Source organism: Mesorhizobium sp. M7A.F.Ca.CA.004.06.1.1, from assembly GCF_003999135.1.
Taxonomy (GTDB): Bacteria; Pseudomonadota; Alphaproteobacteria; order Rhizobiales; family Rhizobiaceae; genus Mesorhizobium.
Map to the genome: position 1 here is coordinate 1 of NZ_RZPQ01000160.1, position 9,282 is coordinate 9,282.

Consider the following 9,282-nt stretch of genomic DNA (forward strand, 5'->3'; position numbering starts at 1 on the left):
GTCCGGCGCGCAGCGACTGGCCCGAGAACAGCAGCGCCCGTTACCCTTCCGGGAGATCGGAGGGGACGCCGGCGGCGATCGTCACCTGCTTGACCAGGCGGGCGACGTGCTTGTCGGAGAGCCGTTCGACGTCGACGGTCTTGTTGTCCTTGAAGATGCGGCGGAACAGGGGTCCACGTGCGATGCGGCCAAAGCGGATCCAGCTCTCGAGCGCGACTACGGGGTAGGTGTGGTCGCTGGAGCCGCGGCCGACCTCGACCTCGCGCCAGCCGGTCTTGCCGCGCAGGGTGACCAGCAGCCCTTGCCGTCAAAAATCTTCGATCCAGCCGGCGCCATCGCTGTTGTCGTCGCGCATGACGTCGAGACCGACGATCTCGGAGCGCCGCAGGCCGCCGCCACAGCCCAGGAGCAAAATAGCGCGGTCGCGCAGGCCCTGAGGTCGTGGCCGAGGGTGGCGATCATCGCCAGCAGATCGTCGCCAGGACCGCCTCTTTTTGCCGCGGTGGCTTTTGCGTGCTTGCGCGGCGAATGCCGGCAAGAACCGTATAGATATGCCGCTCCGCGCGGTCCAACGGCCGGCCGCGCTGGGTAAAGTTCCAGGCGAGGCCGGAAAGCCGCCGCTCGATGGTCGCAACCGAAAGGGCAGGGGCGCCACGCTTCGGATCGCCGGCGGCGGTGCCCAAGGCACAGGCGCTGATATTGAGCCTGATCACCTTCGAGCCCGGAGGCAGGGGATCGAAGCCAGCGCGCCGGCACCAGGAGGAAAAATGCCGCCAATCCTTGGGGTAGGCGTCGCGCGTGTTCTCCGAGGTGGCGTTGTAGCCCCTCGCGGTCTCGACCAGTTCCTGGACATGCGCCGGGACTCTTTGAGCCGGGTCTCCATCTCCTTGTAGAGCTTGTCAAGCTCGCCATCGACTGGCTTCAGGTCGTCGATTGAACATTGCGTCATCATAGGCTTTGTGCCTTGTTGTAGCAGGCATCGTCCGTTCGCGCGGCGGACACAGACATCACCGTCGCTGAGCCGAGAACGACGGTAAAAGAAAATGCACTCACTGACTTCATAACCAATCTCTTTTGCGGGTGATTTAGAAACGGACGCCGAGCTTGGCGCTGAACCCGTGTGTCTGGGCATCCGAGGCGATCTGTCCCTGATAGGCGATGCCGAACGTCGCGTTCTCGGTGATGTTTACGTCCAGCCCAGCTTCGAGCAGAGCTGCGTTCTTTGCGATCGGCACGCCCTTGATGGCGAAGGAGGAACCGCCAGCAAAGGCAAGAGCGGTATCCGGCCTGACGTCGCCGAAGGCGTGGCGCCAGCCAAGACCGCCGCGCGCGGTAGCAGTCACGGTGCCGAGGGTCAGTACCGTCGACGCACGCAGACCTAGCGTGGTAAACGCCGTGTCGCTCGAGCGATCCCCGCTCGACAAGGCGGCTGCGCCGCCATTCTCGGTGAAGCCATCGGCGTCAAAATTCACATAAGCGAGATTAGCGTAGGGCTCGAAGGAAGCCCAAGCCGTATTGATACGGTAGCCGAGCTCGCCAAAGGCCTGGAACGTGCCGGCGTCGTAATCGGCCGAAAGGCTGTCGGCGAAGCCTGAAAAGACCACGGACCTGCCGGTCTCGATGCTGTGCCAGGTATAGGCAAGGCCGGAACGAAAACCGAGATTGCCGTTCTGCGTGCCGGCAAAAAGACCGAGATGGTAATTCTCGCTCGAGCCCGACGACGCGCGATTGTCCGCCTCCAAGGAGGTATGGCTGTAGCCGCTGATGAGGCCGAGCCGCCAGCTTTCGCCGACAGCCGCGTCACCGCCAGCCAGAAAGCCGCCTGTCGAGTGATCGAGACCGGCGGCATTGCCGTCGCTGTCGAGATGACCCCAGGCGCCGAAGCCACGGCCCCATACGGCGAAATTCTCACTCGTTGCCGGGGCCAGTTCCAGACCACCCAGCCCATAAGTCATCACCGGAACGCTGGAGGCACCGACGCCGTCGAACGCCGCACGGATCCGTTCGCTCGCGGCATCGCGTACAGAATGACTGTCCTCGATGAGGCCGCTATGAATGGAAGCATGAACCTCGCCTGATAGCATATCGAAAGCGTTGCGGGCTTCCGGCGCCGTCAGGAACAGGATGTTGTCCTGGATCGGATTACCGCTTCCAAGCGCCTGAGCCGCTGCGGCGACCGAGCGTTGATTGAAGGTGCTGGCAACATCGGCAAACGCCGTCGATGTGCGGCTGATATCGAGATAGACATTGTTGGCATCGTAGACGAGCTGGAAATCGACGAAGGGCGTCGCGTCTGTCGCCAGAGCCCCCGTCAGCCCGCCATAGGTGCCGCTTACGCCGCCTGCTGCGGAGAGCAGAGTATATCGGGCATCGACCGATAGCGTTCCCTGCCGCAGCAGCTCGATCTGCGCGCCGCTGTCGATCGCCGCTACTCCGCCAACATCGATGAGATCGGACGACCTTGCGAGGTCGACCTGATAGATCGATCCGGACTGCTGCGCGAAATCGCCCGTGACAGTCAGTGTGGTGACGATCCTGCTCGGATCGGTCGCACTGCCAGGAGCGACCGTGCCGCCCTCGGAAATGGTGACCGCACCGTAGGTGCCGCCGCCTGCGACGACACCGCCGCTGTTTGCGATAGCCGTGCCCCCGATCTGCCCGTCATTCCCGAGAAAGCCGGACGTGGTCGCATCATGGGAAAGCACACCTGTATCGGCAAGCAGCAATCCCGCGCCGGAACCGACCGTCGTCATGCCGGAAAAATTGTTCTTTCCGCTCAGCGTTTGCACGCCACCGGCAACGAATAGTTTGCCGCCCATATTATTGTTATCAACGTCGAGGTCGTTGATGCTGCCGGCGAACGTGTCGTTCGAATCCGTTAGCACCAGGGTACGCTTGCCCAGCTCGACCGTTCCGCTGCCACTCAGGCTACGAATACGGGCATCGTTGTAGGCGTCGGAGATTCCCCAATAGTCGCTGCCATTTCCATGTTCGGAGATATCGAACGTGCCGTCTGCAACGACTTTCGCTGACCGTTGGATGTTGCCGAGCCCCGCAAGCGAGAGATAGGCATCCTGAGCAATATTCGTCTCGCCGGTGTAGGTGTTGACATTCGTCATCCGGACCACCGTCTTTGTATCAAGCGTCAGCGATCCGGAGCCGGAGACGACACCCGCTATGCCGAACCCGCCCTCATTCCCCATGCTCGTCGTTATCCTGCTCAGACCGGTCCCTTCGGGTGCGGATGAATCGGTAGAGAAGTTGCTGGCAGTGACGAAATGTGACGTATAAGCGGTATACTTCTTCTCCAGATCGAAAATGACCGATCTGTTTTTGAAGAAGTCAAGACCGGCAACAAAACTGGTCTGGTCATTGGGTTGTTCCGTCGTGCCGCTGGTGTAGGTGAAGTCGATATTGTCCAGCCTTACCGGATCGCCATCCGTTCCTGCGATTGTAACGCTCGGGATGTTGCCCGATGCGCTTACGATCTCGCGTTGCTCATTTCTCCGAACATTTTTAAGTTTGACGCCCGCATCCTGAAATTGCTTCAGCATCGCATCACTGATCTCCAGACTGCCACCGCCCGGTGTGCCGGTGTCGAGCAATACCGCGGTCTTGTTGGGGTCGGTGATTGGTGGGGCTCCATCCTTAACCGTGTACTGCAGATTGTAGCTGCCTTCGTATTCGGTCGAGGCATTGGCGCCAGAGCCAGGAAAATTCTGATAAGAATCCTGATCTTTTTCCTCGGGTTCTCCCCATGGCATGGCATTAGTATATTGGGCCCGGAGGCTTGGATTGAGGTTGACAATCGTGCAGGGGGAACAGCCAGGCGTTTGGTCGCTCTCGGAATCCGGATTCACATTGGCGGAGACCACGTAGCCAGACCTGGTGACACTGCCCATCATGCCCCAGACACTTGTCTTGCCAAGAAAATCGCCGGCCCCGAATGTACCTGCGAAATCGCCGCCTTCGTCTGCCATCTTGCCAGCGGTCATTTTCGCCCGCTGCTCCTTATCGGCGTGATAAGGTTCTTGGAGATCCTGACCATACATATCTTTAAGTCCATCCGTCACGGATCCCGGCGTGCACTTAAGATTGTTGTCCTTGCAATACGCATGGGTATAGACAAAATCGAGAATGCGAGCAGCCCGGTATTTCTTATCGCTTACAGACGGCCCGTCGATTGTTATCTTTTGATCTGGATCGACATATGTAAATTTATCAATTTCCCCGTTCTGAAGCTTATTACCATACGTTCCGTCCCCGTACGTATATACGTAAGGCGTGTCGGCAATCGGGCGGACCCCGGTCACCTCTGACCCGATCTGCGTGTTGAGCTGGTCCGAGCCCGTGTCGAATACGTATCGCTGCGCGTTGCCATTGTTGATCTTGGCCCAGATGCCCAGGCGGTCATGGCCTTCCCCGACATACTCCAGCGGGATCGAAATCGGGTCGTCGGCCAACGCTTCTCCAGTTGGAAATGCTACCAGACCCACCCCGAGAGACACAGCCGGCAGGAATACCGTCGTCATCGCGGTGGTTGCCGCCAGAAAGTTCTTTGTCCCGAAACAAGCCTGCATACCTGGTCCTCGAAAAAGTCTCGCAAACTGATTGATCATTGGAACGGCCTCCTGAATTGTTTAACGAGACCCTTTATGGCGGCCCTGGCTGACAACAGCCTGAAAGCTGCAAGCGGCATGCGAAAATGGGGCGATCCTGAATGACGACAGATGCTGTCAACACTGGAAGAGTGCTCGGCCTGAAAGCTGAGCACGCTTTATGCTCAGGCTGCTGACAAGGCCAAAGCAGCGTAAGTGCGGAGTGAAATCCAAGGTCCACATGGGTCGTCGCTCTTCCCGTGCGCCTGGGAAGGCGCCGGCCCGGCCAAGCTTTCCCAGATCGTCCGGATGGCGCACAAGATACCGGTTCAGGTCGATCGAGATGGAGGCCGAGGCGTATGCCAAGGCGGTCGACTGCCTGACGAAAGATCAGAATGCGTCGCTGGCGCTCTACGATTTCCGCCGGCAGCGAGCTCAGTCTCCTGCCGGGCATCCGTGTTTACTGGCGACGAGACACAAGATGTGCCCAAATTGCCACCAGACCGTCACCTGCGATGAGTTTCGGCAACTGATTTTGTCCTTTCAATCGTCGCCACTTCCTGGCCGCGGCCAACATGGGCCACTCGAAGGCAGCAGACTGGCGGCTATATGGACGGGCTGTGAGCCCGAACCGGAGACATTGGCGAAATCTACGATCTCTATAGCAACGTCAAGGAGAAGCGCGAGGTGTTGCAGATGTGGTCAAATCACATCGAATGGCTGATCAAGCAGGCTGCGGATGACGCTCTGGCGGCGTAGCTGCTGGCATGGGCGGAAGATGCGGCGCAACAATCGTCAGAGCCTCATCGAATTGGAGATCATGCTTGACCAGCAAATGCGCGGCCAATGCTTCGATGGCCGACCAGTGATCGAGTACTAGCCGGGCCGTGCGATCTTCGATCCGCCTCCAACGGGGGCGGCGCGGCATCAGGAACCGCAACTCACCATAGATTCGCTTGGCATCCGCGTAGTCGCTGCTCCCCTCATTCCCATCGGACGCATTCATCGCCATATCGCGCGGGTCCAGATAGCCTTCGAATGCGGATTCTGCAAAAGGACCTGCCAGACACGCAACTATCACTTGGATCGCTTCATCGCGTTGGAAATGTCGATCCATATCGTTCTCGAAAATCGGCTTTCGCTCCGAGGTGAATCCTTGCGCTGAATAGAAAACCGTGCCTTCGACAAAACCACCGCACTCTCCGTCACCGGCGTCGGGGTAAATACTAACACTTGAGAAAGCAGGGAGTTCACGGTCGTCGTCGAACATCTGACGGTGCAAAACGATGGCGGCCACCGCGTGCCCGGCTTCGTGATGCGCCACAGACGGGAGAAGATATTGGGAGGCTACATTCATGCGGTGCGGCTCTCAGATCTAGTTTCCATCCAAGCCCTGATATCGGATTCAAGCCATGCGACTCGGCCGGGGGAGATGCGACGCCGCTTAGGGAACAGGCCTGCCTTCAGAGTCGCGCGGTCGCGCTCGAACTGCGTTCCACTGAAGTGCTTCAGGGTCTTTGCCGACTGGCCGGCGGCCCAGGCAAGTGCCCGCTCGCCTTCCACATCTTCAAGCCAAAGATAGAGATCGTCGTCGGGAGCATCCAGCGTTGGACGGACATCAAATGCGTTCATGTCCGGACAGCCTTCAGAAAGAAGGGATAGAGGCTTCCGTTTGATCGGGAACGCTTAGTGTTGGTAGCGGCGCCGACATGTTCGAAAAGCGTGATCATTGATGAGTTCTTCCAGTCGGTGCGGCATCGCAGTGCTTTTGCGCATAGGACCGCAATTCACGTGCCAACTGGGAAAATCGTTTCGGAACAATGCGATCGCTCTGGCAGCGTTGTGTCAGATGTCCGACATCGTCGAGAATCCGACAACGAGTGCTCCTCCTAATCACCGGATCAACCTCCGGCGCCAGGCGGTGACACCGCATTCCTCTGTCTTTCCAGGAGACGGCGTGGACATCAATGCCGTTCCTCACCGAACCCGCCTCCTAGCCCTTCGCCTGTGTAGCATACGTCACGGCCGCCCCCCGGTTTGGCTTCAACCTGGGATTACGGCGTCCTCTTTCGCAGAGAAGATCGGGTTGTTCGTGGCGCGCGCAGCGGAGCCGAAGGAGCTTTTTCTGGGTTGCGGATACTGGCATGTCGATATTACGACCGTGTGTCCTTCGAGAAGCTTGGTGGCTTCTTCAACCAGAATCTCGCCGGGGAGATCGAATCGTTATCTGCGCCGCAAAGTGCGGCCGGTGAGCGGCGTGGCCCTGCGTTCCAGTTGGCCACGGTCCTCGCTGGGACGAGCAAGTAAATGGCTTGCGCAGCAACGGTGCGATCACACCTGGAGCACGGCGTCATCAGGAAAGCGCCATCCTTGTGCGCCCACGACACCCTGGTCGCCATCGGCCGCATCGCGGGGGGGCAATGTGGGCGATAACCATTCATTGATCTGGGCGATTGAGGGTTCTGCCGGGGCGCTATTGCTGCTCGGTAGGGCTGCGGGCTGGCGAGTCTACCAAGGCGAGCAACGACAGGCGAGACGGCAGACATTACGTGACGGAACTTGATATTGCAGTGCAGCAAGCGTAGAGCACCCCGCGCTTATCGGAGTGTCGTCCATGGCCCTTACCAATGCTGGTAACGAGGCAGAACCTGTCGAACAATCGAGCCATTCTGAGGTCGAGCAGCACAGCACCAAGGCGCTGATGTTGGGCGCACTAGGTGTCGTTTATGGCGATATAGGCACCCGCCCGATCTATGCATTTCGCGAGGCGTTGCATGCATCAGCGGGTGGCAACGTCGCCAGCCGTGGCGACATCCTCGGCGTACTCTCGCTGATCATCTGGTCCCTGACGATCACCGTGACGATCAAATACATCATGTTCGTGCTCCGCGCCGACAATCGAGGCGAGGGCGGAGTGCTGTCGCTTATGGCGCTGGCGCGCAACAGTTTCCCGACCCGCTCTGCGGTGATCCTCGGCATCGGCATCGGCATCGGCATCGTCGGCGCGGCGCTTTTTTTTGGCGACGCCGTCATTACGCCGGCAATCTCGGTACTGTCGGCGGTCGAAGGTATGAATGTCGTCACGCCGACGTTCCAGCCCTATGTGGTGCCGCTGACACTGGCCATCCTGGCGATCGTGTTTGCGGTACAGCGGTTTGGCACCGGCGGCGTAGGATTGGTGTTCGGACCCGTTACCGCGCTGTGGTTCCTGGCCATCGGCCTTTCCGGGCTCAACCACATCATGGACGACCCGGAAATCCTGCTGGCAATCAGCCCGCATTACATCGTGTCGTTCCTGGTCAACTCGCCTGACGTCGCCTTCGTTACGGTTGGTGCAGTCTTCCTCGCCGTCACCGGAGCCGAGGCGCTCTACGCCGACCTCGGCCATTTCGGCCGCAAGCCGATCGTGCTCGCCTGGCTGGCGATCGTGTTCCCTTGTCTGTTGCTCAATTATGTCGGGCAAGGCGCCTTCGTGCTGGCAAATGGCGGCGTTGTCGGTCATCCGTTCTTCGAGATGAACCAGGGCTGGACGCTTATTCCGATGGTCGTGCTTGCCACGGCGGCGACCGTGATCGCCTGCCAGGCGGTGATCTCCGGCGCCTTTTCGCTGACCAGGCAAGCGGTACAGCTCAACATGCTGCCGCGTTTCGTCATCCAGCACACGTCGGAAAAACAGTCGGGCCAGATCTATCTGCCGCGCATCAACCTGATGCTGGCGCTGGTGGTGATGCTGCTGGTGGTCGGCTTCGGCGAATCCAGCCGGCTGGCCTCGGCCTACGGTATTTCGGTGACCGGCAATATGCTGGTGACGAACATACTGCTTTTTGTTGTGATGACGCGCATCTGGAAATGGCCGCTCGGCGTCGCGATAGCCTTAATGGCGGTGTTCGTCTTCATCGATACCGGCTTCTTTGCAGCTAACATCGTCAAGGTATTCGAAGGCGGCTGGGCCTCGCTTGCCATTGCCGCAGTGATCGTGATGACCATGTGGACTTGGATAAGAGGCAGCAGGTATCTATTTGACAAGACGCGCAGGAACCAGATTCCGCTCGATTTCCTTGCGGGCAATCTGTTGAAGAAGAAACCGCAGCTGGTGTCCGGTACGGCCGTGTTCCTGACCAGCGATCCCGCCAGTGCGCCGACCGCGTTGATGCACAGCCTGAAGCACTACAAGGCGCTGCACGAACAGAACGTCATCCTCTCTGTGGTGACGGCGCAGCAGCCCGTGGTGCCCGACAGCGAGCGGATCAAGATGGAAACAATCAATGAGCTGTTCATGCGGGTGACACTGACCTTCGGCTACATGGAACAGCCTAACATCCCGCGTGCGCTGGCGATCTGCCGCAAGCAGGGTTGGAAGTTCGACATCATGACGACGTCCTTCTTCCTGTCGCGTCGCTCGCTCAAGGCGTCACCCAACTCCGGCATGCCGGTGTGGCAGGACAAGCTGTTCATCGGCTTGGCGCGCACGGCCGCCGACGCGACGGAGTATTTCCAGATCCCGACCGGACGTGTGGTCGAGATCGGAACGCAAGTGGCCGTTTAGGTATGCCCGGTTAAGCAGAATCAATTGGCATTTCGCGAGCCGGTGAATGCCTGACCGGGCGGAGGCCACGATGCTTGCGCCAAACTGGGGTCCGGTTCCAGGCCTGAAGCTTCCGGCCCCGAAAGCCGTCCTTTACGC

Annotated in this window: 4 protein-coding genes and 1 pseudogene; 1 reads left to right on the top strand and 4 read right to left on the bottom strand. The window is 59.4% G+C overall.

Annotated features, from left to right (window positions below):
- Positions 1-43: 43 nt before the first annotated feature.
- The 4 genes and pseudogenes from EN906_RS38230 to EN906_RS38795 form a co-directional block, all read right to left on the bottom strand.
- Positions 44-866, bottom strand: a pseudogene (locus EN906_RS38230) (integrase); the annotation flags it as partial.
- 219 nt (positions 867-1,085) lie between these two features.
- Entirely contained in the window at positions 1,086-4,619 is a 3,534-nt protein-coding gene (locus tag EN906_RS12475; protein WP_127268434.1) for an autotransporter domain-containing protein, read from the bottom strand.
- Between the two features lie 703 nt (positions 4,620-5,322).
- Positions 5,323-5,955, bottom strand: coding sequence for a hypothetical protein (locus EN906_RS12480; protein WP_127270360.1), 633 nt, complete (start codon positions 5,953-5,955; stop codon positions 5,323-5,325).
- Complete coding sequence (locus EN906_RS38795; RefSeq protein WP_063169289.1) at positions 5,952-6,230, bottom strand: AlpA family phage regulatory protein; 279 nt, start codon at positions 6,228-6,230, stop codon at positions 5,952-5,954. Before EN906_RS38795 ends, EN906_RS12480 begins: the two co-directional genes overlap by 4 nt.
- A 982-nt stretch (positions 6,231-7,212) precedes the next feature.
- Here EN906_RS38795 and EN906_RS12490 point away from each other — a divergent pair.
- Positions 7,213-9,144 carry a potassium transporter Kup gene (locus EN906_RS12490; protein WP_127266914.1) on the top strand — a complete coding sequence of 644 codons (1,932 nt, stop codon included), beginning with the start codon at positions 7,213-7,215 and terminating at the stop codon, positions 9,142-9,144.
- Positions 9,145-9,282: the final 138 nt, after the last annotated feature.